We start from the raw sequence: 26,365 nt of genomic DNA, 5'->3' as shown, positions 1-26,365 counted from the left end.
AGAAAGCAGACAGGTCTGACGGTGGCCTGAATGACCATTAACCTTGCGCGCGCCGGGTCTCACGGTGAGTCAAGTTGGGAGCCGTAGCCTGGGCTCATGAACAAAACGATCAAAGCAGCCCTGCTTCCCATGACTCTGCTGGCCGGTTCGGCCGGTGCGCAGACCATCAGCGCCCAGAGCATTATCGTGAACCCCACCCAGCCTGACCTGAGCGTGCAGGTGAACGTGGACAAGGACACCACTGGCAACGCTGTGCCCACCTACCGCGTCGGCGAAGGCATCCGCCTGAGCGTCAAGACCAACCGTGACGCCTACGTGTACCTGTTTAACGTGGACGCCGCCGGCAAGGTCAGCCAGATTCTGCCCAACCGGCTGGACCAGGGCGACTCCTTCGTGCGTGCCAACACCGTCAAGACTTTCCCTCCCGCCAACGCTGCCTACACCTTTGACGTGGAAGGCCCCGCCGGCCTGAACAAAGTGCTGGCCCTGGCTTCGCTGAACGAACTGAGCCTGAACGACATCAGCCGCTTCGCCACTGCCCAGAGCCAGTTCGCTGACGTGAACGTGAACGGCCAAGAGCGCCTGGCACAGGCCCTGAGCATCGTGGTGAACCCCCTGCCCCAGAACAGCTGGGTCAGTGACACCGCCTTCTTCGACGTGGCCGAGCGTACCCCCGTCCGTACCGGCAGCCTGTTCGTAGGCACCAACGTGAACAACGCCTCCATCATCCTGAATGGCCGCGTGCTGGGTGGAGCCAACCGGACCTACACTGGCATTGCCCCTGGCAGCTACCCGGTGCGTATTGCCGCCCCCGGCTTCGCTGATTTCCGCACCACTGTGAACATCGCTTCCGACCGCACCACCAACCTGAACGTGGACTTCCGTGGCAGCACCGCTCCCGCTCCTGTGACTCCGGTGGCCGGCAGCTACAACGTGACCGTGCGCAGCAGCCTGAACGGTGGCCGCGTGTTCATGAACGGCAACGAAGTGGGGACCATCCGCAACGGTCAGGTGACCGCCAGCGTGCCGCGCGGCCAGTACCAGATCGTGATCGTGGCCCCGAACCAGCCGGCCGAAATCGCCACCATCAACGTGAACCGTGACGGCGGTATCAACCTCAGCCAGGCTCCCCGCACCACCACCATCAACCTGCTGGACCTGCTGTTCCGCTAAACCCGGCCCCTTTCAGGCCAGACCCCTACCCCTTGCCTATGGGTAGGGGTTTTTCCGTAGCCTTTCTGTAGCTCTTCTGTGGCATATGGGGCGCAGGCAGCGGGCCAGGGTGCCCCGGCCTACACCACCATTGCCGGCAGGCCCCGCACGTTAGACTGCCACGATGACTGCCGCCCCCCTGCCCCTCTTGCTGGACCTTCACCCCGACGACTTTCCGCTGCCCGGCTTCCGGCGCAGGCAACTTTTGGAGTGGGTCTATCAGCACGGCGTGGGCAGCTATGAGCAGATGCACACGCTGCCTGCCGAGCTGCGGGCGGAACTGGCAGCGGGCTGGCGGCTCAATCCCTTCGACGACATCGAGACCTTTCGCAGCGACGACGGCTCGGTCAAGTACCTCTTTACCCTGCCCGATGGCCGCCAGATGGAAGCGGTGTACATGCCTTACCTGGACCGCAAAACCATCTGCGTGAGTACGATGGTGGGTTGCCCGGCCCGCTGCGCTTTTTGTGCGACGGGAGCGATGGGCTTCGGGCGCAACCTGACGCCGGGCGAAATCGTGGGGCAGATTCTGGCCGTTGCAGGCGGCGAAGGTATCGAACCGCGTGAGATTCGCAATCTGGTCTTCATGGGGATGGGCGAAGCCATGCTGAACTACGACAACACCATGCAGGCCGCCCGCATCCTGCTGCACCCGCAGGCGCTGGGCATGAGCAAGCGCCGCGTGACCCTGAGTACCGTCGGCATCGCTAAAGGCATTCGCCGTCTGGCCGAGGAAGATGACCTGGGCATCAAGCTGGCGATTAGCCTGCACGCGCCTGACGAGGAAACCCGCCAGCAAATCATTCCCACGGGCGGGGCCAACTCGATTGACGAAATCATGCAGGCCGCCCGCGACTACCAGGCCAAGACGGGCCGCCGCATCACGATGGAATACACCATGCTGCGCGGTATCAACGACCATCTCTGGCAAGCCGAACTGCTGGCCGAGCGCCTAGAAGGACTGGTCAGCCATGTGAACCTGATTCCGATGAACCCCTGGCCAGGCAGCAACTTTGTCAGCAGCACCGAGGAACAGATTCAGGCGTTTTATGACCTGCTGGAAGAACGCGGCGTAGACGTCAGCGTGCGGCGTTCACGCGGCAAGGATGCGGGCGCAGCCTGCGGACAACTGGCGCTGAAGCGGCCCGGCGCGGCGCAGGGCCACGCGGGAGCGTAAGCCGGGGCCTGCCGCAACCTGCAGCTCCGAAGCCTTTGCTTCTCTCACCAAAGCCATAAGAAAAACATCAGCGCGAGTCTCTAGACTCGCGCCATGTTGACAACCTTACTGAGCCTGACCGCCCTCGCCTTCCCCGCGTGGAATGCACCTGCACCCCAGGTAAAGATCGACAGCATGCGCCCAGACGATCATCAGGCGCGGGTGCTGGGGGCGGCCTACTGCTCTGGCAAGCCAGGGTGCCGGGTAGAGTTTGTGCCTATCGGTCAGAACGGGGCCAAGCTGCCCGTGATGAACAGGCGGGTGCCCACCAGCGTCACCTTCGGTTCATTCAGTGCGCCGGGACGTGAAGAGGCGCTGCTGAACCTGTGCCTGGCCGAGTCGGACAGCTGCGGCGGCGTGACCCTACTGCGGCGGGAGCGTGGGCAGTGGAAGTCGGTGCACCACACCCCCGGCGTGACGGCGCAGGAGTGCCTGAAGTTCCGCCGTTTTGATGGCCGCGACGCCCTGGCCTGCCGTGGACACTTTGTCATGTACGGCTCACGGCTCACGCTGGTCACTGCCGACGAACGCCAAAGCAGCGAGAAGGTGCTGCTGAACGGAGACCTTCAAAACTGCGGCAAAGATACAGCCACCGTGACCCGGCTGGGGGACTGGCGCAAGCAGGACGTCAACCGGGATGGCCGCCTCGACTTGGTGGTGGAGGTGCAGCGGCATCAGGTGAAATCCGCGCAGTGCCCCCCAGCCGACGACGCCCCTTTCACCACCGAAAACACGGTGCGCCGCTGGGCGATGTGAGGGCCTAGAGCATTTGACAGAATGAAGGAAACACGCCCTTCTTACGTCAGGTGCTCTAGCCAAGCCTTGACCACTCCGCCGCTTGGCGCAGGGCCGCTGCCGCCTGCTGCACTTCCTCCAGCGTGGTGGCGGCCCCAAAGCTGAAGCGCAGGCTACTGCGGGCGTCGGCTTCGCTCAGGCCAATGGCAGTGAGCACATGGCTGGCCTGCATGGTGCCCGCCGAGCAGGCGCTTCCCGCGCTAGCGCAGACACCCGCCATATCCAGATTCATCAGCAGGGCTTCACCGTCCGCGCCACTGAGGGTCAGGCTGGCGACTTTGGGGCTGCCGTCCGCCGGGTGGTTCCACGAGAGGCCCGGCAGGTCGCCCACCGCTTCCACAAAAGCGCGGCGCATGTCGGTCAGGTGGGCGAACGTCGCAGCTCTGGCGGCTTCAGCTTCGCGTAGGGCCACCCCCGCCGCGTAGATGCCAGCAGTATTCTGCGTCCCCGCCCGCTGACCCGCTTCCTGCCCGCCGCCGATTTGCTGCGGGGGCAAGTCATGGCCGCGTGCCGAGTACAGCACGCCTACCCCACGCGGGCCGCCCCACTTGTGGGCGCTGAAAGTGGCGTAAGTAACACCCCATTCCTCCAGCGGCACCGGCAACACGCCAGGAGCCTGCACCGCGTCGGTGTGGTAGGTCACACCTGCGGCGGCGGCAAGGGCAGCCAGCTCAGCGGTGGGCTGCACCGTGCCGATTTCATTGTTGGCGTGGTGCAGGCTGACCAGGGCCGTATCCGGGCGTAAGGCTTCACGCAGTTGCTCAGGACTGATATGCCCACGCGAATCGGGCGTCAGGAAAGTCACGTCCCAGCCGCGCTCGGCCAGCACGCGGGCCGGGGCCAGCACCGCCGAGTGCTCGGACGCACTGGTGATGAGGTGGCCGGAGCGTCCATGCTGCGCTTCCCATGCCTGAGCGACACCGAACAGCACGGCATTGTCGCCTTCGGTGCCGCCGCTGTTGAGGGTCAAGCGGCGTGGGTCTACCCCGAACGCCTGCGCCAGCAGCGTGCGGCCCTCTTCCAGCCGCTCGCGGGCCTGCTGCCCCGCCACATGCACGCTGGAAGGATTACCGGGGAGCGCCGCCGCCTCAGCGTAAGCGGCCAGCGCAGCAGGAGTCATGGGGTGGGTGGCGGCGTAATCGAGGTAAATCATGCAGGACTTCCCTTCCAGAGGCCAAGCTTGAGCGCGGTGAGGGAGAAGCGGCGGCCCGTGGACCCGGCTTCTCCCCGGCGTGCCAGGTGCAGATTAGGGCGTAGAGGTGGCGAACACTTCGCCGTCGCGCAGGATGATAAAGGTGGCCTGCCCCGTGACCTGCACAGTGCTGGACGCCTGAGCACCGGCCAGCTGTTCGCTGGAGGTGGCGCCCATCAACACGCGCTGGCCGGCATCGTCGCGTACCACGATGGAGTAGCTGCCGGCAGGCAGGTCAGCGGGGAACTGGTAGTTCAGCTGCACGCTGCGCAGCTGGGCACCTTGCTCGCCAGCAGGGGTCGCCGGGACGGTGTCTGGCCCAGTGGCCGGGGTAGGCTCGGCGGGGGTTTCCTCCGGTGCGCCGGGGGCCGGCTCCGGCTCAGGCTCGGGCAGAGGAGGCGGTGGGGCCGGCGGCACGTAAGCCGGGGGCACCGGCAGGGCGCCCACCGTGGCCGGCGGCTGGCTGAACTTGGGAGCCGCCACGGTCAGGGTCATTTTCTCGCCACTGCCAATCCGGGTGTAGGGTTTTGGCGTCTGCGAAATCACCGTGTTTTCGGGGAGGTCGCTTTCTTCAGGCTTGACCTCGGTAATCACCAGGCCGGCGGTGCGGGCGTGCTCCCGCGCCGAGGTGAAATCCAGGCCGGTCAGGTCGGGAATCCAGGTCTCCTTGCCGGCAATGCCGGTAGATACCAGCACATTCACGCTCTGCCCGCGCTGAGTCGAGAGGCCAGCGGGCGGGTCCTGCGAAATGATGCGGCCCTCAGGGGTCTGGGTCGGGGTACCGTCAATTTTGGTCACGGTGCCCAGGCGGAACCCACTTTCCTTGAGATTGACCGTGGCGCGGTCTACCGTCAGGTCTTCCACACGCGGCACGGTCAGGTCGGGTGGGCTGTTGACCGTCAGCGTGACCAGGCGGCCCAGTGGCATGTTGGTGTCGCCTTCGGGCTCCTGGCGCAGCACCGAGCCGATGGCAGCGTCTCCACCCTCACCCTCGGCGTAAGCGACCCGGAAGCCGCTCTTCGCCAGCTGCTGCGCCGCCTCGTTGGCTGGTAAGCCAGTCACGTCCTTGACCACCGCCACCTCGGGGTTAAGGTAGGACTGCGTGGCCTGATAGCCGTACCAGCCGGCCCCAGCCAGCAGCAGCAGCCCCGGCACGAAGCTGAGCCAGCCCATCTCGCTGCGGCGCTGCGTGCGGCCCTCGAACACCGGGCGCAGCAGGGGCGCGTTGAGGCGGGCAATCTCGGCGTCGGTGCGCTGCGGGGCAGGATCCAGGTAGGCCAGTACTGCCTGCTCACCGCGCCGGCCGGCCATCTTGACCTCGGCGTCGGTCAGGGCGTAGCCGTGCTCCCCCAGGTGCTGGGTCATCAGCCGCAGCGAGTCCAGGCTTTCTTCGGGCCGGGCCGGCAGCGCGGCGAAATCGGCCAGGGTCTGCCCCGCCAGCGGCCGCCACACGGCGTAATTGGCCTCGGGGGTGGCCACCAAATCCACCAGCCCGGCGGGTTGCAGGGCACGCAGGGCGTCGCGGTAGGCGAAAAAGTCACGGCGCTGCTCGGGAGTGTCAATCTCGAACCAGGCCAGCCGCAGCAGTTCGCCGCCAGGGGCGCTCACCTCGCTGAGGGTCAGGTTGCCCCGCTCCTCCAGCGTGCGCAGCACCGTATATTTGTCGCCGATTCGCACTTCTTCTGCCGTCATTCGGGGTACAGCATACCCCATGCCCGGCGGCCACCCGGCCCCTCCCCCGGCCCGGCCACGTTTTTCCGGCTTCCTAAGCGGCCTGTGCCGGCGGGCCAGCCAGCAGGGCCACCCCCTGGCAGAAGTGATGGGCGGATGGGGGCAGTATTCAAGCGGGACCGGGCCTGGAGTGCTTCCGCTGGCCCGTATCCCTCAATTCCGGGCCTCAGCTCCAACCCGCTTCAGACCGTCAGGAGGTCGGCTCCCTTCTTGGTCACGACCAGGGTGTGCTCGAACTGCGCCGAGGGGCTGCGGTCGCGGGTGACTACGGTCCAGCCGTCGCTCAGCAGCTCGGTGGGGGCGGCTCCAAGGTTAATCATCGGCTCGATGGTAAAGACCATGCCTTCTTCCAGCTTCAGGCCGGTGTAGCGCACGCCCTTGTGAAAGACCGTGGGGTCCTCGTGCAGGTTCTTGCCAATACCGTGCCCGGTGTATTCCTCCACCACCGAATAGCCGCGTGGCTCGGCCAGCTCCTGAATGGCCGCCCCGATGTCGCCCAGGCGCGAGCCGGCCCGCACGGTAGCGACGCCGGCCTCCAGCGCCTCGCGGGTGGTGTCCACCAAGCCCTGCACTTCGGGGCTGACCTGCCCCACAGTGTAGGTATGGCAGGCGTCGCCATAAAAGCCGTCCAGCAGCACCCCGATATCGACCCCAATGATGTCGCCTTCTTCCAGCACGCGCCCGTCGGGGATGCCGTGGCAGATCACTTCGTTCACGCTGGCGCAGATGGTGCCAGGAAACGGGTTGGACTTGGGGCCGTAGCCCAGGTAGGCAGGCAGCGCACCAGCAGCGCGGATATGCTCCTCGGCAATGCGGTCCAGCTCGGCCAGGGTGACGCCGGGCTTGACGAAGGGGTCGAGCACCCGGAAGGTCTCGGCTACCAGTCCACCGGCGCGGCGCATGGTTTCGATTTCGGCGGGTTTCTTGATGGAGACTTTTCTCAGCGCACTCATAACAGTTCAGCCTAGCGCACACAGCTGGAAGCGGAGGGCGAAAGATTCCAGTCTGTGGCCTGACGGACGCGGGGCGCGGAGGAGCCGAAGGTCCCGGGACAGACGCCAGGGGGGGCGAAGAGCACAGGTGGCGCGGTCCCGTCCTTCATCATCTCTCCCCACCTCATCACTGTCCGCCCCCCCCGCCTATGCTGAAGCCATGACCCTGCCCCCACCTGACCTGCCCCCCGGCGCCCCAGCGGACCTGCTGCCCGGGGCTGTCCCGCCGGCACTGTTCGACCTGGCCGTGAACCGGGCGGCGGCGGCGCTGCGGGGCGTTCAGAGCGAGGCGGCCCAGGCACGGGCACTGGCGCAGTGGCACGCCCGGACCCGCTTCGCGCGGCGGGTACCGCTCGCAGAAGTGGCGCGGGCGCTGGCCCTGCACCCCCAGCAGGAAGGGTCCTGGCACTGGACCGGCGGGCTGGAGGGCGGCTGGCAGGCCGGGAAAGCCCTTTTTCCCTGAAGCGGACGGGGACCACTGGGGACTGGCAGGCTGGAAATTGGCATGCTGGGCTGAGGACTGGAGTGCTGGGTGATGGGGCCTGGATGATGGGCGCTGGCGTTCATCAGGCCGCAAACCGGAACCGTCCACCCCGCCTGCCCCGCCATCCGCTGCACACGCAACCCCTACCCCACGTCTTCACAGGCGTAAGCTGACCGAATGGCTGCCTCTTCACCTACCGAATCTTCCGTCCCGGAGCCGGGGGGAGCCCTGGGGTGGCTGCGGCGCACCTTCAGTGCCCTGGGGCACGACCTGTTCCGGCGCTACTGGAGTTCGCAGCTGCTGAGCCTGATTGGCACCTGGATGCAAACCACCGCGCAGCAGTATCTGGTGCTGGAGCTGACCGGCGGCAGTTCGGCGGCGCTGGGCTGGGTCACGGCGGCGCAGTTCACGCCCAGCCTGCTGCTGTCGCTGTTTGCCGGAGCGATCGTGGACCGGGCACCCCGGCGCACCGTGCTGCTGCTCACGCAGACCGGCTTCCTGTTCACGGCGGCGGCGCTGGCGGTCAGCACACATCTGGAAGTGGTCACGCTGCCGCTGGTCCTGGGTCTGGCCTTTGTGCACGGGGTGGCGCAGGCGTTCGACATGCCCGCCCGCCAGAGCATCGTGGTGGACCTGGTGCCGCGTGAGAGCGTAGCCAACGCGATTGCGCTGAACAGCTTCTCGTTCAATGTCAGCCGCACCACCGGGCAGGCGCTGTTCGGGGTGGTGGTGGCTGCCGGGGTGGCGCTGCTGGCCGGCGGCCACTCGGACGCCCTGGCGCGGCTGGCGTTTCCCTTTTACCTGAACGTGGCGTCCTTTTTTCTGGTGATGTACGTGATTGCTACCCTGCCCTTTCCACCGCGCGACTCGGTGCCACGCGGCAGCATGACCGAGCAGATTGCCGACGGGCTGCGCTACGTGCGCGGCAGCCGCGACGTTTCCAGCGTGATGTGGCTGGTGGGACTGCTCAGCCTCACCGTCATCAACTTCAATATCGTGATTCCGTATTTCGCCCGCGAGGTGTTCGGTGCCCGCGAGGCCGCTTTCGGGCTGATGAGTGCCGTGTTTGGCCTGGGCGCAGTGGCAGGGGCGCTGTCGCAGGCCAGCCGGCCTGACCCGGTGCGCTTCTTGCGGCTGGGAGGGGTCATTCTGGTGACGGCCACGGCCGCTTTCGCCTGGGTGCCGGGGCCGGCGCTGGGCCTGCCGCTGCTGGCGCTGGCAGGCTTCGGCATGCTGAGCTTTCTGGTCAGCGCCAACAGCACCGTGCAGCTGATTATTCCCGACGAGCTGCGCGGGCGGGTCATGAGCCTGTACTCCTTCGTGCTGGCGGGCATGGGGCCGCCCAGCGCCATTTTCGTCAGTTTCATGATCGGCAAGTCGGGGCCGCTGGGACCGCACTGGGGCCTGAGCGCAGTGGCGGCGCTGGGAGCACTCAGCCTGCTGGCGCTGTGGAAGCGGCTGCCCCGCGCCCTGCCTCAGCGCAGCTGAAGCCGCTGGGTCCCGGCGCGCTCTAGACACGGCTGGCCCGCGTCCCAGTCCCGAGCGCAGAATGTGCAGCAGGATGTATTCTGGAGCCATGCAAGCCCGAAAAGACGCAGCCCACAAAGACACCTTGCCCTGGGTCGTCGCGCTGGTCACGCTGGGGGCCGCCCTGGGCCTCGCCGCCGCGATGTATTACGACCGCTCCCGCCAGGCCGCCGGGCAAGACGACAGCGAAGCGCCGCTGTTTATCTGACTGCTTATCTGACTGCTGTTCTGGCCGGATGTCCGGCTGCCCAGGCCGCCGGGCCGGACTCCAGCTCCCACGCAGGGCGGCGACGCTGTTTCTCACGCCCTGGGGGCTACACTGCGGAGCGTGCGTGCGAGTTTCACTTTCTTTGGCCTGCTGTTGGCCGCATTTCTGGCCCTGCTGGCCCCGGCCGCCCCGGCCCTGGCGCGCTACGGCGCCCTGCCCCGCTCCATGGGACAGCCACTGAACATCCTGCTGGCCGGCGTGACGCCCAAGTACCCGCCCAGTGCCATATGGCCCTACCCGGCGGCTCCGGAAGACTTCACGGGCCTGACCGATACCATCATGCTGGCGCAGATTCACCCTGACGGCGCGGTCAAGCTGCTGTCGGTACCGCGTGATTCGTGGGTGGAGATTCCCGGCGTGGGCATGAGCAAAATCAATGCCAGCAACGCACGCGGCGGCCCCGAACTGCTGATGCAGACGGTAGGCGACCTGACCGGGCTGGAGATAGACGGCTACGCGCTGCTCTCCTTGCACGCGGTGCGCTCGATGACCGACGCGGCGGGCGGCGTGACTGTGGAAGTCAAGCAGCCCATGAAATACGACGACAACGCCGGTAACCTTCACATTGACCTGCAGCCGGGCGTGCAGCGGCTGAACGGCGAGCAGATGGAAGGGTTCCTGCGCTTCCGCAAGGACAACCTCAGCGACATCGGCCGGATTGGGCGCCAGCAGCAATTCGTGGGAGCTTTTACCGAGCAGATGAAACAGCCGCTGAACTGGTGGCGCTGGCCGGTGGTGGCCGGCGCGCTGAACGCCAACACCAAATCCGACCTGACACGCGGCGAGGTGGGCGCGGTGCTGGCCGCTGCCCTGCACGGTCCCAAGGTGAACACCTTCATGGTGCCGGGCGACTTCGGGGCGCGGGGCACCTGGGCCGTGGACCACGCCGCACTGCGCGAGCTGGTGCAGCGGGAGTTCAGCGCCGGTTCTCAGGGCCGTGCCCAGCCGGCCTCCGGCGATCACGACGTGCAAACGGCCGCGCTGGACACGGAAATGGCCATCACCATCCTGAACGTCGGTGCACCTGCGGGCAGTGCCGGACGCCTGGCCGACGCGCTACGCGCCCAGGGCTTCAGCAACCTCACGGTAGGCAACGGCCAAGGTCCGCTGGCCGTGACCCAGATTCAGGGACCGGCCGCCGAGCAGGTACAGGACCTGCTGAACTTCGGAGAAGCCGACACGGCACCCAATCCGGACGGCAGCGACTTGGTCATTCGCCTGGGCGCCGACGTACCGCTGCCCTGAAGTTCGCCGCCCCCAAGCCTGCTGCCCACGCCTCCCCTCCAGTCGGCCGCGCCGCCCGGCCAGGCAGACAGCGCGGAATAACCCTGACGCGAAATAACCTTGACCAGCTGCTCCGCCTGGCCCGGCTCAGGAGCGCTCACACCCTCTGGCTGGGCCTTCCCAGCCGCAGCGGGGGGCTGGTGACCGCAGCGGGCGTGCTGAGCAGCGCCCGCCAGTGCAGCAGCTGCTCACGCACGGCAGCGGCCGAGGACGGCCGAGCCAACGGGTAGGGTTCAAGCAGCTGGGTGACCAAAGCCTCTGCTTGGACCTGAAAGGGAAGTTCAGTTCGGGCACGGTCCCCCACGGGCTGCGGGGGACCGTCCGGTTCCGGCAGGCTTCCCCAAAGCCCCCAGTACAGCAGCAGGCCTACACCGTATAGGTCACTCTCGGGGCCCAGTCCGGCGCCGAGCTGGGCCTCGGGGCTGCGGAAGGCGGGAGTACCAATTTGCCCGACCAGTTCCTCGCCTGGCGGGCCGCTCAGGTCGTAGTCCACCAGCGTGGCGTGCCCCGACGGCTGCACCAGGATGTTGTCGGGTTTGACGTCGCGGTGCAGCACGCCCAGGCTGTGCATGTGGCTCAGGCCTTCCAGCACGTCGGCCAGGGTCGTCAGGTAGGCGTAGGGCTCGCAGCGCAGCGCCGGGCGCTGGCGGTAGTGGGCGAACAGCGTATCTCCCGGCACCCAGCCCATAATCAGGGCAGGAAAATCATTCAGCCGGGACAGCCGGGCGATACGCGCCAGCCGGGGGTGCCGGAACTGCCGGCCCACCTCCAGTTCACGCTGGGCATGCAGCAGCATGGACGGCTGAAACAGCTTGACGGTGCATGGCTGACCGCCAGGGGTCACCGCCAGGTACGCCACCGAGTGTGAGCCGTTGCCCACCGGGCGCACCAGGCGAATTCCACCCTCGAGCCGCTTGCCCGCCAGTGCCATGTAATTCACGCTAGCGCATGGCGCATAAAGAATTCTGACAGCCGCTGCCTGAGGCGCTGGATACCTTTGTGGCCCCTCAGAGGACAGCCCTACACGGAGCGGGGCGCAGCGAGTGTTTCTTCCATCCCTGTTCTACGTCCCGGGAGCAGCGGAGCCTACCCCGCTGGCAGGGCAACATGCCCCACCCTGCTCCTGGGATGGGACATCTTTGCGCCCAGCCTCAGCGGATGACCAGTGGGGCCAGCTGAACTTCCGGCTGCTCGGCACTGAGGGTGCCCGATACCTGCGCGCCGGCCTCGCCGTATTCGCCGGCCAGGCCGTTGCCGCTGCGGTCTATGCCGCCGCGCAGGGTAAAGTTGCCTGCCCCCAGGTAGGCGGTAAAGCGGCCCTGCGCGTCCAGCGGGGGCTGGTAACTCTGGCCCCGGTCCGACTGCAGCGAGAAACCGGGCGCGGCACTCACGGCCGGGGCGCCCAGAGCGGCCGCCGGATTGATCATGCCATACCCGAAATACTCGTCGCGGCCGGGGGTGCCCAGGTCGGTGGCCGTAGTGGTCAGGCGGGCGGCGGTGTCGTCCGGGCCGGTAGTCACGCCCTTGGACAGCAGCAGCGCGGCCAGGGCACTCACCTGCGGGGCCGCCTGCGAGGTGCCGGCCTGATAGGCGTAGCGCGGCTCGTTCTTGGCGTAATCCCAGTCCGTAGAGAAAATCTGGTCCGGAGCAGGCTGCTCATTCAGGATGCCGCCGTTGTAGGTGTTTCCCAGGGCCGTGCCGCCCGGAGCGCTCAGCGCCACTTCGGCAAAGCGGTTGGAGAACTCCGAGTGCCGGGGCGCACTGCCGCCCGACAGGGTCACGCTGCCTACCGCCAGCGCAGCGGGGCAGGCCGCCGGGTACACCTGCGATGCGCCGTAGTAGTTGCCGGCTGCGGCCACCACCAGTACGCCGGCAGCGCGGGCTTCGGCCACCGCGTCGCACATGGGCTGGGCCTCGGCGGCGCTGATCTGGCCACCCAGACTCAGGTTCATGACCTGCACCGGGGCTGGGCTACGGAAGGTCTGCCCGTCCAGTGTCACGGCCTGCCCCGCTGCGTAGCGAATTCCGGCCACCACCTGAGCCACATCGGTCTTGCCCGCTGCGTCAATCACGCGCACCGGCAGGATGCGGACTGGCGCCCGGTAGCTGGCCCCCACCACACCGCTGGTGCTCCACTTGGGATTGCCCACCGCCTGCTGGCCCCAGCGGGCCGCAATAATGCCGCTGACATGGGTGCCGTGGCTGTGCGGCGTGCGGCCAGCAAAGGCCGGGTCGGTAGGGTCGCGGTCGGCCCCGTCGCCGTCGCCATTGTCGTAGGCTGCCTGGCCGGTAGCGGCAGGAGCGAAGCCCAGCACGTCCAGCGCACCTTCCGCGCCAGTCAGCAGTTGGCCCTGCAGGTCGGGGTGGTCGTAGCGCACGCCGCTGTCCAGCACCGCCACCGTGACGGGCCGGGTGTAGCCGCCCGCTTCCATATCGCGCCACACGCCGCCGTAGCCCAGCGTGCGGTAAGCCCACTGCAGCGGAGCATACTCGTCGCCGGGCACCACCGGTTGGGCCAGCGCCTCCTGCGGGGATGCGCCGGACGGCGAACCGGTTTCAGCGGCCTGCTGGCTGCTCAGCGGCGCGCTGACCACGGCGTATTCCACAGCCGGGTCCCGGCGCAGAAGTGCGGCCAGGGCCTGGGGGTCGGCGGCCCCCGCCACCAGGGTCTGCCCGCCCAGCCGGCCCGCGACCTGCCCAGCCTGCTGCTGCCAGCGGCCGGCCGATTCCAGCGCCGCCTGCCGCTGCGCCGCGCTCAGGTCAGAGGGAACACTCTCTGTGTCTCCCCCTGTCTTGTTGCCGTCCGGCCGGGAATCCACCGGCTGCGCCACCGCCTGGGCCACGGCCCGCGCCACCGCAGCTGAACGGTACTTCACGATGACCGTCTCCCCTCCTGCGCCAGCTGCGGCCGGCTGGACATCGTCCGGCGCGGCGGCGGCGTCGGTGCCGCTCAGCGCCGGCCACTGCACTTGCCCGCTCAGCGCGTAGCGGCGGGCCTGCACGGTCCAGACCGAGGTGGTCGAGACACTGCTGCCCGGCGGTTGCCAGCGCACCCGAATCACACTGCTCAGCTGAGGCTGCGCAGCCTCGGGGCTCAGGCCCACGTTACGGTCGGCCCTCAGTTCCATCACCAGCGGCTGTCCGGCCACGCCGCTCTGACTTTTGAGGGTCAGCCAGATGGGCTTCGCCTCCACCCGCCAGGAGCCCGTAAACGCCTTTTCTATTCGGCCAGTCTCGGCGTAGCCGAGGTCCAGGGTGACAGCGCCGTCCGGCTGGGTCATGCAGCCTCCGCACCCGTCAGACTGCGGGACAGAGGGTTCGGTCACGGGCGGCGGTGTGACCGGGGGCACGGCCGGGGGCTGCTGCCGGCATCCCAGCAGCAGGGCAGGAAGCAGGCCAGCCAGGGCCAGATGAGAACGCCAGCGAGAAGAAAACATGGCTTCAGCATGGCCCAAAGCGGGGAGCAGCAGATGAAGGCACGGCCGCCTGCCCTCATGAAGGGCTCTCCCCGGCGGCACATTCAGCGCCTGGCGCGCATCATCACCTCTTGACAATCGCTGCCTACAATCACTTCTTCACGCCAACTTTTTTACGACTTCCTCACGGGGTGTGCGCCACAGTGCGATGGACGCTCCTGCCGCCAACCCCAGCCCCAGCAGGCCCAGCCCCCACAGCAGCCAGGGCCGGAAATCGTTCAGGCGGCCCACCGGTGCCAGCTGGCCCAGGTTGAACGGCTGGGGCGAGGCTTCCTCGGCCAGCACGTCCAGCGGCACCGGCACCGAGGTGTGCCCCGCCGGCACCTTCACGGCGAAAGGACCGCTGCCGCCGGGCACCAGTACTCCGCCGGCCGACATGGGCGAATACACCGAGCTGGCGACCCAGTAGGCGTAGCGGCCACGCGGCAGCTCGGTATCAATCACCAGGGTATTGCCCTCGGTGCGGACCTGCGGCGCAGGCGGCAGTGCGGGCGAGGGGGGGTCCTCGTCAGGCGGCGCATTGACACCCGCAGCGGGCGCCTCCGAGGCGTGGGTCCAGCGGGCGCCCTGACCAGTTACGCGCAGGTGGTACTGCCATCCGCCCCCCTCGGTCCGCAGGTTCAGGTCGGCCAGCGTACTTTCACCGCCCGAGCGGGTACCGATAAAAATGTCCAGCGTCTGTGCCGAGAATCCAGCGGGAGCATTCCAGGGATTTTGCAGCGCCCCGAACTCGGTGCGGAAGCTCAGGAAGCGGCCACGCGGCCAGACCTCGAAAGAGCGCAGGTCCAGCGCCTCGGGCGCAATGGCCGGCCCGGTGGGCAGCTGGGCGCTGCCGTCACCGTGCGCGTCGCCGGCCGGGTCGCTGACGCGCAGCAGAGGCTCCTGCCCCCGCAGCTGGGCCGAAGCGGGCGCGGCCAGCGCCGACAGAGCCAGCAGGGCGGCGCAGCGGTTTTTGCCCCTCACGCGCTCAGCACTCCATCTACCAGATGCAGGCGGCGGTCGGCCTGCTCGGCCAGGGCTTCGTCGTGCGTGACCAGCAGCACGCCGGTGCCCTGGCGGCGGGCCAGGTCGAACATCAGCCCGGCAGCGGCGCGGGCGCTTTGCCGGTCCAGGCTGCCGGTAGGTTCATCGGCCAGCAGGGCGCGGGGACGGGACGCCAGCGCCCGTGCAATGGCGATGCGCTGGCGCTCGCCGCCGCTCAGCACCCCAGTGCTCTCGTGGCCGCGCCCGCCCAGGCCCACGGCGTCCAGCAGCTCCTGCACCCGCTCATGCCCCCCAGCTTGCCCGGCCAGCAGCAGCGGCACTTCCAGGTTCTCGGCCACGCTGAGGTCTTCCAGCAGGTAGTGGTGCTGAAAGACGAACCCCAGCGACGAGGCCCGCAGCGACGCCCGCGCCTGGGTGCCCAGCGTGTCCACCCGCGTCTCTCCCCACCACACCTCGCCGCTGCCGGGCGTATCCAGCCCGCCCAGCAGGTGCAGCAGGGTGGACTTGCCGCTGCCCGAAGGCCCGGTGACCGCCACCACCTCGCCGCCCCTGACCCCCAGGCTGACCCCGCGTAGCACCGCGCGTTCCCCGAAGGAATGGGTGATTTCGGCGGCGTACAGGGCGTAGGGCGGCGCAGAGGAGGCAGGGGGGGCAGGGGACGGAACTTCAGCAGGGCCGGACTTCACGCCCGCCATGCTAGAGCATGGGCCCTCACACCCGCATCACCGGGCGCTGGCAGACTGGGCGCATGTCTGCCGGGCGCCCCACCGAATCCACCTCCCGCCGCTCACTGCACCGTTTGGCCCGGCATGCGCCGCTCGCCACGCTGCTGCTGACACTGGGCCTGCCCTCGGCAGAAGCCAAGGTGCGCCTGGGCGATACCCTCCCCGCGCACCCCTGGCAGACGCAGCAGCGCGAACTGGTGGTGGTGTACGGCTCCGGCTGCGGCGACATGGCGGGCCTGTGGGACGCCGCCCTCGCCAGCGGCCTGCCGGTGCGGGCCGTATTCGCCGAGGGTGACCTGCGCCGCACGGCTCCCGCGCCGGTCACGCCCTGGCAGGGGGAAGAGGCGACCCGCTTCGCCCGGCAGCTGCATGTGGCGCAGTACCCTACCATCCTGCTGGTGGAAGGCGGCCGGCTGATGAACGTGTGGGAGGGCTCTTTCACGGCCCACGACGTGGCACCGGAAGGCCCAGCTGCTGTTCAGGCCAGGGCGGCAGGACCAGAGAGCGTGGAAAACGCAGCGAGAATAGAAGACGCAGCGAAGCCGTGAGCCAGAAGCCGTCCTGCTGCCGGGTGCTCTAGACTGGGCCGGTGTTCCGCCGCGCTGCGCCTTCCCAGCCTGCCGCCCAGTGGGGCCGGGTCCAGCTGATGGAGCTGCCGCAGCTGTCCCGGGCCGACTGGCGCGCCCTGTACGCACTGTACCGCGACCCGGAACTGGCCGCACTGAACGCCGCCGCCCCCACCCGCATTCCGCGCCTGGTGTTCCGGTTGCTGCTGCTGGCCGAACAGGGCCGCGAGCGCATGAGCTTCGGGGTGATGGTGGGCGGGCAGCTGGTGGGCAACGCAGAGCTGTACAGTTTCGGGCCAGGGCCACTGGTTCGCGGCGCGGTGCATCCCGCAGCACCGGCAGCCACCCGCGCCACGCTGGGCGTGATGCTGGCCCGCAGCCACTGGGGCCAGGGCTACGGCCAGGACACGCTGAATGCCCTGCTGGCGTGGGGGTTCGGCCAGGCACCGGACGGCCTGGCCCCCCCGCTGGAGCGCGTCCGCCTCACCACACTGGGCAGCAACCAGCGGGCGCAGGCCGCTTTCGTCCGCGCCGGCTTTGAGGAAAAAGGCCGCTTTCAGCAGCGCGGCCGCAGCGAGGTGAATATGGAACTGTGCCGCGGGGACTGGCTGGCCCGGCACCGGCATCTCCCCCCTTCGCCCGCTTCTGTCCCTGGAGGACCCCCATGAAAGTGATTGTTCCTGACCTGCCCGCCTTCGACAGTCTGGAAAAACACGGCGCCGAGCTGCTGCGTTACCGCCCGCAGGACGGCCGGACCTTTGAGGAGGCCGACGGGGTCATCTTCCTGTTCGGGGCCGGGCGCACCCAGCGCCGCAGCCTGATGGCCACCCCCGGCCTGCAGTGGGTGCTGACCCTGACGGCCGGCGTGGACCACATCACGCCCGACCTGCCTGCGGGCGTGCGGCTGTTCAACGCCAACACCCTGCACGCCCCGGCAGTGGCGGTGCATGTGGTGGCCGGTCTGCTGGCGGCGGCACGCGGACTGCACCTGTACCGTGACCGTCAGAACGAGCGCCGTTGGGAGCGCCTGCCGGAGCAAATGCACACGCTGCGGGGCCGCAAAGTGGCGCTGTGGGGCTACGGACACATCGGCCGGGAAATCGAGCGGCTGCTGCTTCCCTTCGGCGCCGAGGTGCTCACGGTCCGCAGCGGTACGGACGAGCGGCGAAAGGCCGAAATACGCGCCCAGGCCGACTTCCTGGTGCTGCTTGTGCCCAGCACGCCGGACACGCGGGGCAGCGTGGACGCCGGATTCCTGCGCGGCATGAAGCCCGGTGCCTGGCTGTACAACATCGGGCGGGGCGACCTGGTGGTGCAGGATGACCTGCTGGACACCCTCCGCAGCGGCCACCTGGGCGGCGCCCTGCTGGACGTGACCGACCCCGAACCCCTGCCGGCAGACCACCCGCTGTGGGAGATGGAGAATGTCATTCTCACGCCGCATGTGGGCAGCGCCACCGCCGACCTGGAGCGGCGGGCCGCCGACCACGCCGGAGCTTTCCTGCAGGCGATGTTGCAGGGCCGGCAGCCGGAAGGCGAAGTGGACACCGGGCGGGGATACTGAAAGACCTGCAGGGCAGCCGGGCAGCCACAGGAAAAGGGCCACGAGCAGTGAGGCAAAACCTCATAGTCCGTGGCCCTCAGCTTGGAAATGGCTTCAGCTGCGGCGGCTCTCGAAATCGCGGCGGATTTCGGTCCACAGCGGAGCATTGTGAACCCCGTTGGCTTCGGCGTCGTAGATGGGGTCGCGGCCGGCCCGCTTCTGCGCCTCGTAGTCGTGCAGGGTCGCCAGCGCGGGTTTTTGCAGGAACAGAATCCCGATGATGTTGAGCCACGCCATCAGGCCCACGCCCAGGTCACCCATCGCCCAGGCCAGATCGGCGGTCCGCAGGCAGCCGTACACCACCATGCCGATCAGCACCAGCTTGAGCACCGGCAGCGCCCAGTCCAGCTTCACGCTGCGGCTGAGATAGCGGATGTTGGTTTCAGCGATGTAGTAGTAGGCCAAGATGGTGGTAAAGGCGAACAGGAACAGCGCCACCGCCACGAAGATGGAGCCGACGCCCGGCATGATGTTTTCCATCGCGGTCTGCACGTAGCCGGGGCCAGCCGCCACGCCCTGCACACCCTGGTGCAGGAACCCTTCGGCGTTGCCAGGGTCCTGCACATTGTAAAAACCCGTGGTCAGCAGCATAAATCCGGTGGCCGAGCAGACCAGCAGGGTATCCACATAAACCGAGAACGCCTGCACCAGCCCCTGCTTGGCGGGGTGCGACACGTTGGCGGCGGCGGCGGGGTGCGGCCCCGTGCCCTGACCCGCTTCGTTGGAGTACACACCACGCTTCACGCCCCAGGCCACCGCCTGACCGATGATGGCCCCGAAGGCGGCGTCCGCCCCGAAAGCCGAGCGGAAGATGAGCGAGAGGGTTTCGGGCAGCTGCCCGATATTCATCAGCACGATGACGAGGGACACCAGAATGTAAGCGCCCGCCATGAACGGCACGACGATTTCCGCCACCGAAGCGATGCGCTTGACCCCCCCGAAGATAATGAAGCCCAGGACAATCGCCAGGATGCCCGCTGTCACCTCGGTGGGCACGTTCATGGCGGTCGTCATGGCGGTGGCGATGGAGTTGGCCTGCACGCCCGGCAGCAGCAGCCCGCAGGCAACCGCCGCACTGATGGCGAACAGCACGCCGTACCACTTCTGGCCCAGGCCCTTTTCGAAGTAGTAGGCCGGGCCACCTACGAAGTGGCCGCCGCTGTCCTTTTCCTTGTAGATCTGGCCCAGCACCGACTCGATGTAGGCAGTGCTGGCCCCCAGGAACGCCACCATCCACATCCAGAACAGCGCCCCAGGTCCGCCGAAGGTGATGGCCGTCGCCACGCCCGCGATGTTGCCCGTGCCCACGCGGCCCGCCAGCGCCATCGCCAGCGCCTGAAAGGACGATACGCCCTCGTTGGAACTCTGACCGTCACGCAGCAGCCGCAGCATTTCACCGAAGTGCCGCACCTGCAAGAAACGGGTCCTTACCGAGAAATAGAGGCCCACGCCCAGGCACAGGTAAATCAGCGCCGGACTCCAGACCCAACCGTTGAGGGTGTTGATAAGGGTTTCAAACATGCTTACGCTCCAGGAGGATGATTTGACCTTCTCTCTTACGAAGCTATGCGCCACTCACCGCCTCCGCCTGAGCGCAGGCCAGACCTAGCGAATGAGTGAAGATATAGCTTGACTAAAGGTGAAAGGAGGTTATCACACCGAGAATGCAAGGTGTTTTGTCCCGCCCGGAAAGCCGGAGCTGGAGCCGACTTGAGCTTTCCCAGCTCTCGGCTACACCGCCATTACGGTTGGACATCGCTTGACTACGTCACCCCTATTGCTGCACCAACGGGCAGTGGGCCTCTCCATCTGCTCTGCTCACCCGAAATACCCCAGCACATCCAGCAGCACTTTGAGGTACTCATCCGGCTTCAGCCCGCGCTTGTCGAGGTTCAGGGCGGGCGGGAAAGTCGTCACCTCGGTCTTGTGCGGGAAGCGCCTTAGGCCCGCCGCGTCGTAGTCCAGCGACTTGTAGTTGAAGGTGACCTGAATGTGGGTCATGGTGTCGCGCACCTCGGTCACGCGCTTGTGAACCGCCAGCAGGCGCAGCTTGGCAAGGTCAATGAAGTTCTGCACGGCGGGCGTGGGCGGGCCGAAGCGCTTGCGGAGGTCACGCTCCACGCGGCTGAGGGCCTGTAGCGTGCGGGCCTCGCTCAGCTTGCCGTAGGTGGCGATGCGGGCTTCTTCGTCCAGCGCGAAGTATTCGGGGTCCAGGCGGGCGCTCACGGGCAGGTCAATGGTCACGCTCGGCACGGGTTCCAGCTTCTCGCCCTTCAGCTTGGCGACAGCCTGCGCCAGCAGCTCTGTGTAGACATCCACGCTGACTGCCTGCACCTGCCCGTGCTGCTCCTCGCCCAGAATGTTGCCCACGCCGCGAATTTCCATGTCTTTTTCGGCCAGCAGGTGCCCTGAACCGAGGTCTTGCAGGTCGGCAATCGCCCACAGCCGCCGCTGCGCGTTCTCGGTCATGCGCGGGGGGTAAAAGAGGTACGCATAAGCCGTCTGCTCACGCCGTCCCACCCGGCCCCGCAGCTGGTACAGTTGCGCGAGGCCCAGGCGGTCCGCCCGCTCGATCAAGATGGTGTTGGCCTCGGGAATGTCCAGGCCCGTTTCCACGATGGTGGTGGAGAGCAGCACGTCGAACGCGCCCTCCTCGAAGCCTTTCATGATTTCTTCCAGCTCCTCCTCGCTCATGCGCCCGTGCGCCACGCCGATGCGGGCCTCGGGCACCAGCGAGCGCAAGTACAGGCTGCGTGCGCCGATGCTGGCGATGCGGTCATGGATATAAAAGACTTTGCCGCCGCGCTCGATTTCCGAGACGATGGCGTCCCGCACGGTGACGGGGTCAAAGGGCGTGAGGACCGTCTGAATCGGCTTGCGGCCCTTAGGCGGGGTCTGGATGCTGCTCATGTCGCGCAGGCCCACCATGCTCATGTAGAGCGTGCGCGGAATCGGCGTAGCAGAGAGGGCCAGCGTGTCCACCACTTTGGTGCCTTCGGGCAGTTCCAGCTTGCCGCCTTCGGGGGTGCTCGGCAGGCCGCGCATGGCCCGCAGCTTTTCCTTTTGGCCCACGCCGAAGCGGTGCTCCTCGTCCACGATAATCAGGCCCAGGTTCTTGAATTCGATGTCGCCGCTCAGCAGCCTATGCGTGCCGATGACGATGTCCACCCGCCCAGCGGCCAGCCCCGACAGAATCTCGCGGGCTTCCTTGTCGGAGGTAAAGCGGCTGAGGCCTTCTACCCGCACTGGCAGACCTTTCAGGCGCTCGCGGAAGGTCTGGAGGTGCTGGTCGGCCAGCAGCGTGGTAGGCACCAGCATCGCCACCTGAGCGCCGTGCCCCACCACGCGGTGCGCGGCCCGCAGCGCCACCTCGGTCTTGCCGAACCCCACGTCGCCGGAAATCAGGCGGTCGGCGGGGTTGGCTTTTTCCAGGTCGCGCAGGGTTTCTTTCAGCGCCGTGCGTTGGTCGGCGGTCAGCTCATAGGCGAAGTTCTGCTCGATTTGCTCGTCCCACTCGGGCTGCGGCGGAAAGGCAGTGCCGGGCGTCACCTGACGGGCGGCGTACTGCACCAGCAGACGGGCGGCGACTTCCTCGGCGTTCTTCTGCGCCCGCGCTTTGGCCTTGCTCCAGTCCTTTTTGTCAAAGCTGCTCAGGCGGGGCGGGTCGTCGGTGGTGCCGGGGTGGCGGCGCAGCAGTGAAAGCTGCTCAATGGGTACGCTGAGGCGCGAGCCGCCCCGGTATTCCAGGTTCAGGTAATCACGGGTCACGCCCAGCACGGTGCGGGTTTCCAACCCCAGAAACTGCCCGATACCGTGCTCGGGGTGAATCAGGTAGTCGCCGGTATGCAGGCCCAGCGCGTCGGTGACGGGTTTGCCCGCCATCTTCTTGCCGCGCAGCGCCGAGCCGCCCTGAAAGCCGTAAATCAGGTCTTCGGTCAGGACGACGGTGTTGTATTCGGGGATGACAAAGCCGCCCTCCCCCAGCGCCCGCAGGAAGCCAATGTCGCCCTCGCGCACCCGTGGCAGCCGCAGCCAGGGAATCTCTACGCTGGTGTCATCTGGCCCGCTGCCCAGCAGCCGCCCCGCCAGATACTCCGCCGTGCGGTCATGGCGCACCAGCAGAAAGATGCGGTAGCCCGCCGCCCGCCACTCCTTGACGTCGCGCTCCAGGTCGCTGAGGCGGGCGCGGTAGAACGGCAGGGTTTTCAGGCCCGTGTCGAGGTCAGGCAGGTCCAGAAAGGCAGACGGCGCACGGCCAAACGACGTGATTTCACGGCCCTGCAACTGCTCCCAGAGTGTGTCAGCCAACACGCCCAGGCTGGAAGCGTAGAACTCGGGCGCGTCCAGAAAAATACGGCCTTCTAGCTGCTCCAGGCGGGTGGAATCCCACTTCACTTCGCTGAGGTACTCGCCTGACGGCTCCAGGGTGAAGCGCTCGATTTTCTCACCGCTCAGGCCCCCTGGCTCCATACGTCGCAGGGTGTCCAGCTCATCGCCAAAGAACTCAGCGCGAATCCAGAGGTCTTCTTCGGCACCCAAGGGCAGGCCCATGCCCGGGCTGAGGCGCAGTTCCAGCGTGTCGCCGTGCAGTTCGTAGCCAGGTTCTTCGCCGCGCTCGTAGCCGAGGGCTTCCAACCGCGTCAGCAGGTCTTCACGGGCGTAGTCGCGGCCCACCACCAGGCTCAGCGCGTGGGCCGCCGGGTCACTGGGGAACAGGTCCAGCGCCGTGTTCACGTCCAGCACCACATGCTCGTGCTGCGTGTCCCACTCGCCCAGACCGGGATTCACGCTAACGGGCGCACCCAGCGCCCCCGCCGAAGCATACAGGCCCACCCGCTCGGGCGTGGTCAGCAGCACCGCGGGGCCGTCATGCGCGGCAAACAGCGCGGCGCGGGCCACCTGCGGAAGCAGCAGCAGGTTGCCGTTCGCGGGGGCTTTGGGCAGCAGGCGGGCAAGGTTGGGAGCGTCGGTCTGGGCAGTCACAAAGAGGGATTTTACTGCGGGCAGGCGGATGCCGCTGTAATCCTAGGGCTGGAAATAGCGGGCGCGGTGATAGGCCAACTGCGCGGGGTCAATTTGATGCTCGGGGTGCACCATCAACTTTCCAGGGAGGCCGATAAGCCCGAAATCATCCGCGATAGACCAAGTGCCAAAGTCGAACAGCACATGATGATTCGGGCACAGGCGTAACAGGTTGCCCGCATGGTCGGGGCCGTGGTGCGGCGCCCCAAGTGGGCGAATGTGGGCCGCCTCGGCGTAGGGACCTGCCGAGGTCTGCAGCGCTTCCCCACAGACCTGACAGCGGAACCCGTAGAGAGCCTTAATCCGCCGGGCCTCTGCAGTGTCGCGGACCAGCCGCTGAACCGTCACCATTTCGCGCCTGACCGCTGCTGCCGAGGGCGCAGAGATGACTTCAGGCTGGAAGGCGCTTTCCAGACTCAGCAGCCGAAAGCGCCAGATGAAAAAGCCTGATTTGCCCTCCTCGCGCCAGTGGTCGTCTACCCGGTACAGGCCAGCGTACTGGTAGCCCGTCTCCGGAGAATAGGCGGAAGTGTGCCGACTGCCGCGTGTCACCCTGACCGGCAGACCGTCCCGGTGGCTGACCGCCAGGGCCAAATTGCCGCGCACCAGTTGTTGATGCTTGACCTGCCGCCCGCTCAGCGGGTCACGCCCGCCCTCGCCGGTGTACACGATGACCGAGCCCTGGTCATCGTCGTCCTCATAACCGCCCGAGAGCACGATAGAATCGGCACCCTCCGTGGCCGAACCGCTGACGCCAGCCTGCGTGGGCAGGTGCACACCGGCTTCCCGCAACTCCCGCCGGTCTACGAACGTTGCTCCCGGGACAATGCCTGGAATGTGACCGAAATGTCTAGGCATAGGAGCAGTTTGACATTCCGGCGGCTCACGTCCGAGGTAGTCATCCAGCCGAAGAGAATCCCCCACCTTGCGCGGCGTGGGACCCAGCATCTCCCCTGATTCGTTCAAGCTTCGGCGTCCACCGCTCTGCTACGGCGCTGCCAGAAGGTTCAGAGCGTTTGCCCGCCCAGTCTGAGCAAGGCCAGCGGAGTTGAGCTGTCCAGGACGGATGGGCCTCTCCCGGCACGTACGGCAGTTTAGGTTCCTTCAGGTGCAAGGTGTACCTGTGCGGGAAGCCTACAGTTTCTGCCGAGAAGCGGCTGTCTGGCTGACTAATGCTCCGCCCACACCCCCTTTCCTACCGCCGCAGCCACGGTGCAGCCAAGCGCGTGCCCAGCGGCATGAAAATGTAGGTCATGACGGTTACCACGGCGGCCGATTGCAGCGCGGCCCGCAGCAGGGGCGGCCAACTGCCGAAATGCGGGTGTAGCAGGAAAGCCACCAGCTGCGCCACCGGGAACAGCACCAGAAAGGTCACGACCGCCATTTTCCAGCGTGGCGGTTGGCGGAGGGTCGGCGCCTCGGGCGGGGTGAACCAGAATTCCAGCCCCGGCTGTTTTTCCAGCGGCAGCTGTTCTTCTACCACGCCCTCCAGCTCTACCAGCCAGGCGGCCCGCTGGGGGGATTCTTCCCAGGCCTGGGCATTGGCGGCCGAATCGAAGCGGGCCAGCAGGGTGTAGTGGTGCCCGGCGCTGCCAGGGCGCATCACGCCAGTGCCCCGGTGTCCCGGCGCCTGGGCCAGCAGGGCCGTCAGTTCGCCCACCAACTCCTCGAAGCGGGCCTCCTTTCCGGGACGCACCCGGCGGCGAATCACCAGACTGACCGGGTCCGGGTCGGCGGACAAGGAGGCGGCTGCGGGAGAAGGAACATCGGCGCCCTGGGTCACACCTCAGCTTAGGACAGCCACCGATGCCGCAATGCGAGGAGAATTTCTGCCTAGACTTTCTGCCCAGGCGGCCTGTCTGGACCTGTGCTACGCCAGCGGCCGCGCGAACAGGCAAGACGAATGGAGGACGGCCGGGGCTTTGCCAGGCGGCACGTCACTCCCGAGCACTGCTCTAGACTGCCTTCTATGCACCTCAGCGGCAGCGCCCACATCAATCCAGCCGGGGAACTTGTTATTGGCGGGCTGCCGGCGCCCGAGCTGGCCGAGCGCTTCGGCACGCCGCTGTTCGTCTACGACGAGGCCCTGATTCGTGAACAGTGCCGACGGTTCCACCGCGCTTTGCAGAAAACGGGGCTGGACCATCAGGTGTCGTACGCGTCCAAGGCTTTTCTCTGCCGGGCACTGGCACGCCTGATGGCCGAAGAGGGCCTGGGGCTGGACGTGGTGTCGGGCGGCGAGCTGTATACCGCGCTGGCGGCCGGCTTCGACCCTGCCCACATTCACCTGCACGGCAACAACAAGCTGGACAGCGAGCTGCGCCGGGCGCTGGCAGCGGGCGTGGGCTGCTACGTGGTGGACAGCCTGGACGAGGTGGCACGGCTGAACACGCTGGCCGGCGAGCTTGGCACGCGGGCACGCTGCCTGCTGCGGGTCACGCCAGGCGTGGAGGCGCACACCCACGACTTTATTCAGACCGGCGCGGCAGACAGCAAATTCGGCCTGAATCTGGCAAGCGGTCAGGCCAGCGAAGCGCTGCGGGCCATGCTCCAAGCGGAGTGGCTGGACGTGCTGGGCGTGCATTTCCACATCGGCTCGCAAATCTTCGGCACCGAGGGGACGCGGGCAGCGCTGGCGCGGGTGCTGGCCTGGCTGGCCGGCGAGCGTGAACACAGCGGCTTTGCGGCGCGGGTGCTGAATATCGGCGGGGGCTTCGGCATCCGCTACACCGGAGCGGACCAGCCGCAGCCCCTGGAAGACCTTCTGGCCGAGGTGGCCGCCGCACTGCGGGCCGGTGCCGCCGAGCACCGCCTGCCGCTACCGCAGCTGTGGCTGGAGCCGGGCCGCTCCATCGTGGGCGAAGCAGGCTGGACGCTGTATACGGTGGGCACCGTCAAGCAAATTCCTGGCGTGCGGAACTACGTGTCGGTAGACGGCGGCATGAGCGACCACCTCCGCACCGCGCTGTATGGGGCCGACTACGAGGTGGCGCTGGCCAACCGGATGCACGGCGCACCGCAGGGCACCTATACGGTGGTGGGCAAGCTGTGCGAGTCGGGCGATGTGGTGGCCCGCGACAAGCCGCTGCCAGAGCCACGGCACGGCGACCTCCTGGCGGTCAGCTGCACGGGCGCGTATCACTACGCCATGTCCAGCCGCTACAACGCCATGCTGCGCCCCGCTGTGGTGTTCGTCAAAGACGGCGAGGCGCGGGAAGTGGTACGCCGCGAAACCTACGACGACCTGCTGCGCGGGCAACTAGACTGATGATTCCACTGCCCGACATT

Annotated in this window: 22 protein-coding genes; 11 read left to right on the top strand and 11 right to left on the bottom strand. The window is 67.3% G+C overall.

The genetic code is table 11. The features are described from left to right. The first annotated feature begins 96 nt into the window (after positions 1–96). The 3 genes from DEIPR_RS03305 to DEIPR_RS03295 all read left to right on the top strand — a co-directional run bounded on the left by DEIPR_RS03305 (position 97) and on the right by DEIPR_RS03295 (position 3,184). The gene (locus DEIPR_RS03305; protein WP_013614418.1) at positions 97–1,173 is read left to right on the top strand and encodes a DUF4384 domain-containing protein; all 1,077 of its coding nucleotides are present in this window, start codon (positions 97–99) and stop codon (positions 1,171–1,173) included. Positions 1,174–1,351: 178 nt separating this feature from the next. Then, complete coding sequence (gene rlmN, locus DEIPR_RS03300) at positions 1,352–2,389, top strand: dual-specificity RNA methyltransferase RlmN (protein ID WP_041222367.1); 1,038 nt, start codon at positions 1,352–1,354, stop codon at positions 2,387–2,389. A gap of 93 nt (positions 2,390–2,482) precedes the next feature. Beyond that, positions 2,483–3,184: a hypothetical protein gene (locus DEIPR_RS03295; protein WP_013614416.1), complete on the top strand. Its 702-nt coding sequence runs from the start codon at positions 2,483–2,485 to the stop codon at positions 3,182–3,184. 55 nt (positions 3,185–3,239) lie between these two features. Here DEIPR_RS03295 and DEIPR_RS03290 read toward each other — a convergent pair whose 3' ends face one another. The 3 genes from DEIPR_RS03290 to map form a co-directional block, all read right to left on the bottom strand. After that, positions 3,240–4,376, bottom strand: coding sequence for a cysteine desulfurase family protein (locus tag DEIPR_RS03290; RefSeq protein ID WP_013614415.1), 1,137 nt, complete (start codon positions 4,374–4,376; stop codon positions 3,240–3,242). A gap of 93 nt (positions 4,377–4,469) precedes the next feature. Beyond that, positions 4,470–6,107: a PASTA domain-containing protein gene (locus DEIPR_RS03285; protein WP_013614414.1), complete on the bottom strand. Its 1,638-nt coding sequence runs from the start codon at positions 6,105–6,107 to the stop codon at positions 4,470–4,472. Between the two features lie 221 nt (positions 6,108–6,328). After that, positions 6,329–7,099 carry a type I methionyl aminopeptidase gene (gene map / locus DEIPR_RS03280; RefSeq protein WP_013614413.1) on the bottom strand — a complete coding sequence of 257 codons (771 nt, stop codon included), beginning with the start codon at positions 7,097–7,099 and terminating at the stop codon, positions 6,329–6,331. A gap of 199 nt (positions 7,100–7,298) precedes the next feature. Here map and DEIPR_RS03275 point away from each other — a divergent pair, with 199 nt between their 5' ends. The 4 genes from DEIPR_RS03275 (at position 7,299) to DEIPR_RS03265 (ending at position 10,662) form a co-directional block, all read left to right on the top strand. Further along, positions 7,299–7,601 (top strand): hypothetical protein, encoded by a 303-nt coding sequence (locus DEIPR_RS03275; RefSeq protein ID WP_013614412.1) that lies wholly within the window; start codon positions 7,299–7,301, stop codon positions 7,599–7,601. A gap of 198 nt (positions 7,602–7,799) precedes the next feature. Then, entirely contained in the window at positions 7,800–9,110 is a 1,311-nt protein-coding gene (locus DEIPR_RS03270) for an MFS transporter (protein WP_013614411.1), read from the top strand. An 88-nt stretch (positions 9,111–9,198) separates the two neighbouring features. After that, the gene (locus DEIPR_RS14130; protein WP_169310668.1) at positions 9,199–9,357 is read left to right on the top strand and encodes a hypothetical protein; all 159 of its coding nucleotides are present in this window, start codon (positions 9,199–9,201) and stop codon (positions 9,355–9,357) included. Between the two features lie 120 nt (positions 9,358–9,477). Beyond that, a complete protein-coding gene (locus DEIPR_RS03265) occupies positions 9,478–10,662 on the top strand; it encodes an LCP family protein (protein WP_013614409.1) in 1,185 nt (394 codons plus the stop codon). A 136-nt stretch (positions 10,663–10,798) separates the two neighbouring features. Here DEIPR_RS03265 and DEIPR_RS03260 read toward each other — a convergent pair whose 3' ends face one another. From DEIPR_RS03260 to DEIPR_RS03245, 4 genes are all read right to left on the bottom strand, one after another. Beyond that, complete coding sequence (locus DEIPR_RS03260) at positions 10,799–11,632, bottom strand: serine/threonine-protein kinase (protein ID WP_013614408.1); 834 nt, start codon at positions 11,630–11,632, stop codon at positions 10,799–10,801. A gap of 220 nt (positions 11,633–11,852) precedes the next feature. Continuing rightward, positions 11,853–13,982 carry a S8 family serine peptidase gene (locus DEIPR_RS03255; protein ID WP_013614407.1) on the bottom strand — a complete coding sequence of 710 codons (2,130 nt, stop codon included), beginning with the start codon at positions 13,980–13,982 and terminating at the stop codon, positions 11,853–11,855. A 294-nt stretch (positions 13,983–14,276) separates the two neighbouring features. Further along, positions 14,277–15,140, bottom strand: a complete 864-nt coding sequence (locus DEIPR_RS03250; protein WP_013614406.1) for a glucodextranase DOMON-like domain-containing protein — start codon at positions 15,138–15,140, stop codon at positions 14,277–14,279. Next, positions 15,137–15,856, bottom strand: coding sequence for an ABC transporter ATP-binding protein (locus tag DEIPR_RS03245; RefSeq protein WP_013614405.1), 720 nt, complete (start codon positions 15,854–15,856; stop codon positions 15,137–15,139). Before DEIPR_RS03245 ends, DEIPR_RS03250 begins: the two co-directional genes overlap by 4 nt. Before the next feature lie 8 nt (positions 15,857–15,864). On the opposite strand from DEIPR_RS03245, the gene DEIPR_RS03240 reads away from it, so the two are divergent. The 3 genes from DEIPR_RS03240 to DEIPR_RS03230 are packed head-to-tail and all read left to right on the top strand — an operon-like array spanning position 15,865 to position 18,016. Next, on the top strand, positions 15,865–16,434 hold the full coding sequence (locus DEIPR_RS03240) for a hypothetical protein (protein ID WP_013614404.1): 570 nt from the start codon (positions 15,865–15,867) through the stop codon (positions 16,432–16,434). A 41-nt stretch (positions 16,435–16,475) separates the two neighbouring features. Next, positions 16,476–17,120: a GNAT family N-acetyltransferase gene (locus DEIPR_RS03235; RefSeq protein WP_049775055.1), complete on the top strand. Its 645-nt coding sequence runs from the start codon at positions 16,476–16,478 to the stop codon at positions 17,118–17,120. After that, positions 17,117–18,016 carry an NAD(P)-dependent oxidoreductase gene (locus DEIPR_RS03230; RefSeq protein WP_013614402.1) on the top strand — a complete coding sequence of 300 codons (900 nt, stop codon included), beginning with the start codon at positions 17,117–17,119 and terminating at the stop codon, positions 18,014–18,016. The genes DEIPR_RS03235 and DEIPR_RS03230 overlap by 4 nt, the downstream gene beginning before the upstream one ends. Positions 18,017–18,109: 93 nt before the next feature. Here the strand turns inward: DEIPR_RS03230 and DEIPR_RS03225 are convergent, their stop codons facing one another. From DEIPR_RS03225 to DEIPR_RS03210, 4 genes are all read right to left on the bottom strand, one after another. Next, complete coding sequence (locus tag DEIPR_RS03225; RefSeq protein ID WP_013614401.1) at positions 18,110–19,576, bottom strand: alanine/glycine:cation symporter family protein; 1,467 nt, start codon at positions 19,574–19,576, stop codon at positions 18,110–18,112. Positions 19,577–19,873: 297 nt separating this feature from the next. After that, positions 19,874–23,038 carry a DEAD/DEAH box helicase gene (locus DEIPR_RS03220; RefSeq protein ID WP_013614400.1) on the bottom strand — a complete coding sequence of 1,055 codons (3,165 nt, stop codon included), beginning with the start codon at positions 23,036–23,038 and terminating at the stop codon, positions 19,874–19,876. A gap of 42 nt (positions 23,039–23,080) precedes the next feature. Then, entirely contained in the window at positions 23,081–23,935 is an 855-nt protein-coding gene (locus tag DEIPR_RS03215) for a YDG/SRA domain-containing protein (RefSeq protein ID WP_013614399.1), read from the bottom strand. A 337-nt stretch (positions 23,936–24,272) separates the two neighbouring features. Then, on the bottom strand, positions 24,273–24,860 hold the full coding sequence (locus tag DEIPR_RS03210) for an antibiotic biosynthesis monooxygenase (RefSeq protein WP_013614398.1): 588 nt from the start codon (positions 24,858–24,860) through the stop codon (positions 24,273–24,275). Positions 24,861–25,046: 186 nt separating this feature from the next. On the opposite strand from DEIPR_RS03210, the gene lysA reads away from it, so the two are divergent. Beyond that, a complete protein-coding gene (lysA, locus tag DEIPR_RS03205; RefSeq protein ID WP_041221923.1) occupies positions 25,047–26,345 on the top strand; it encodes a diaminopimelate decarboxylase in 1,299 nt (432 codons plus the stop codon). Positions 26,346–26,365 lie beyond the last annotated feature (20 nt).

It is taken from the genome of Deinococcus proteolyticus MRP (genome assembly GCF_000190555.1).
GTDB classification, from domain to species: domain Bacteria; phylum Deinococcota; class Deinococci; order Deinococcales; family Deinococcaceae; genus Deinococcus; species Deinococcus proteolyticus.
Note: the sequence above shows the minus strand (reverse complement) of the source record. Positions and strands in the feature narration are given on the sequence as shown.

Excerpts from the sequence above, each read along its gene's own strand:
- DEIPR_RS03275 (WP_013614412.1), top strand. The coding sequence starts at position 7,299 with ATGACCCTGCCCCCACCTGACCTGCCCCCCGGCGCCCCAGCGGACCTG.
- DEIPR_RS03285 (WP_013614414.1), bottom strand. The coding sequence starts at position 6,107 with ATGACGGCAGAAGAAGTGCGAATCGGCGACAAATATACGGTGCTGCGC.
- DEIPR_RS03225 (WP_013614401.1), bottom strand. The coding sequence starts at position 19,576 with ATGTTTGAAACCCTTATCAACACCCTCAACGGTTGGGTCTGGAGTCCG.
- DEIPR_RS03240 (WP_013614404.1), top strand. The coding sequence starts at position 15,865 with ATGGGCCCTCACACCCGCATCACCGGGCGCTGGCAGACTGGGCGCATG.
- DEIPR_RS03290 (WP_013614415.1), bottom strand. The coding sequence starts at position 4,376 with ATGATTTACCTCGATTACGCCGCCACCCACCCCATGACTCCTGCTGCG.
- DEIPR_RS03260 (WP_013614408.1), bottom strand. The coding sequence starts at position 11,632 with ATGGCACTGGCGGGCAAGCGGCTCGAGGGTGGAATTCGCCTGGTGCGC.
- DEIPR_RS03305 (WP_013614418.1), top strand. The coding sequence starts at position 97 with ATGAACAAAACGATCAAAGCAGCCCTGCTTCCCATGACTCTGCTGGCC.
- DEIPR_RS03270 (WP_013614411.1), top strand. The coding sequence starts at position 7,800 with ATGGCTGCCTCTTCACCTACCGAATCTTCCGTCCCGGAGCCGGGGGGA.
- DEIPR_RS14130 (WP_169310668.1), top strand. The coding sequence starts at position 9,199 with ATGCAAGCCCGAAAAGACGCAGCCCACAAAGACACCTTGCCCTGGGTC.
- lysA (WP_041221923.1), top strand. The coding sequence starts at position 25,047 with ATGCACCTCAGCGGCAGCGCCCACATCAATCCAGCCGGGGAACTTGTT.
- map (WP_013614413.1), bottom strand. The coding sequence starts at position 7,099 with ATGAGTGCGCTGAGAAAAGTCTCCATCAAGAAACCCGCCGAAATCGAA.
- DEIPR_RS03255 (WP_013614407.1), bottom strand. The coding sequence starts at position 13,982 with ATGACCCAGCCGGACGGCGCTGTCACCCTGGACCTCGGCTACGCCGAG.
- DEIPR_RS03245 (WP_013614405.1), bottom strand. The coding sequence starts at position 15,856 with ATGGCGGGCGTGAAGTCCGGCCCTGCTGAAGTTCCGTCCCCTGCCCCC.
- DEIPR_RS03230 (WP_013614402.1), top strand. The coding sequence starts at position 17,117 with ATGAAAGTGATTGTTCCTGACCTGCCCGCCTTCGACAGTCTGGAAAAA.
- DEIPR_RS03215 (WP_013614399.1), bottom strand. The coding sequence starts at position 23,935 with ATGCCTAGACATTTCGGTCACATTCCAGGCATTGTCCCGGGAGCAACG.
- DEIPR_RS03295 (WP_013614416.1), top strand. The coding sequence starts at position 2,483 with ATGTTGACAACCTTACTGAGCCTGACCGCCCTCGCCTTCCCCGCGTGG.